Here is a 259-nt window from a genome sequence, read left to right on the forward strand (position 1 = left end):
TTTCCATCCAGGCGAGATGTTCCTGAGGTGACATTGATGCTTTTGGATGATCTAGATGAAGCTGGCCCATGATCTCGCCCAGTATTTTCATATGCTCGGCCATGTGAACATGGCGCTGCCCTTCAGGAGCTTTTTCAGCTTGTACCAAGGTCGCTTCGGCTTTATCGCGCAGGCTTTCCATGCGCTCCATAATCCGATCTGCACCACCTTCAGCCAACGCAGATGCTGAGATGAGTATCGAACTAGCAAAGAATAGGAC

General features: G+C 50.2%; 1 protein-coding gene. It reads right to left on the reverse strand.

Features of this window, described 5'->3' with window-relative positions; genetic code table 11:
* Positions 1-181 (reverse strand): hypothetical protein (locus tag KMS84_RS44685; RefSeq protein ID WP_256921624.1); only part of this gene is annotated, 181 nt, incomplete at its 3' end.
* Positions 182-259 lie beyond the last annotated feature (78 nt).

It is taken from the genome of Streptomyces hilarionis, assembly GCF_024539675.1.
In the GTDB taxonomy this organism is placed as follows: domain Bacteria; phylum Actinomycetota; class Actinomycetes; order Streptomycetales; family Streptomycetaceae; genus Streptomyces; species Streptomyces hilarionis.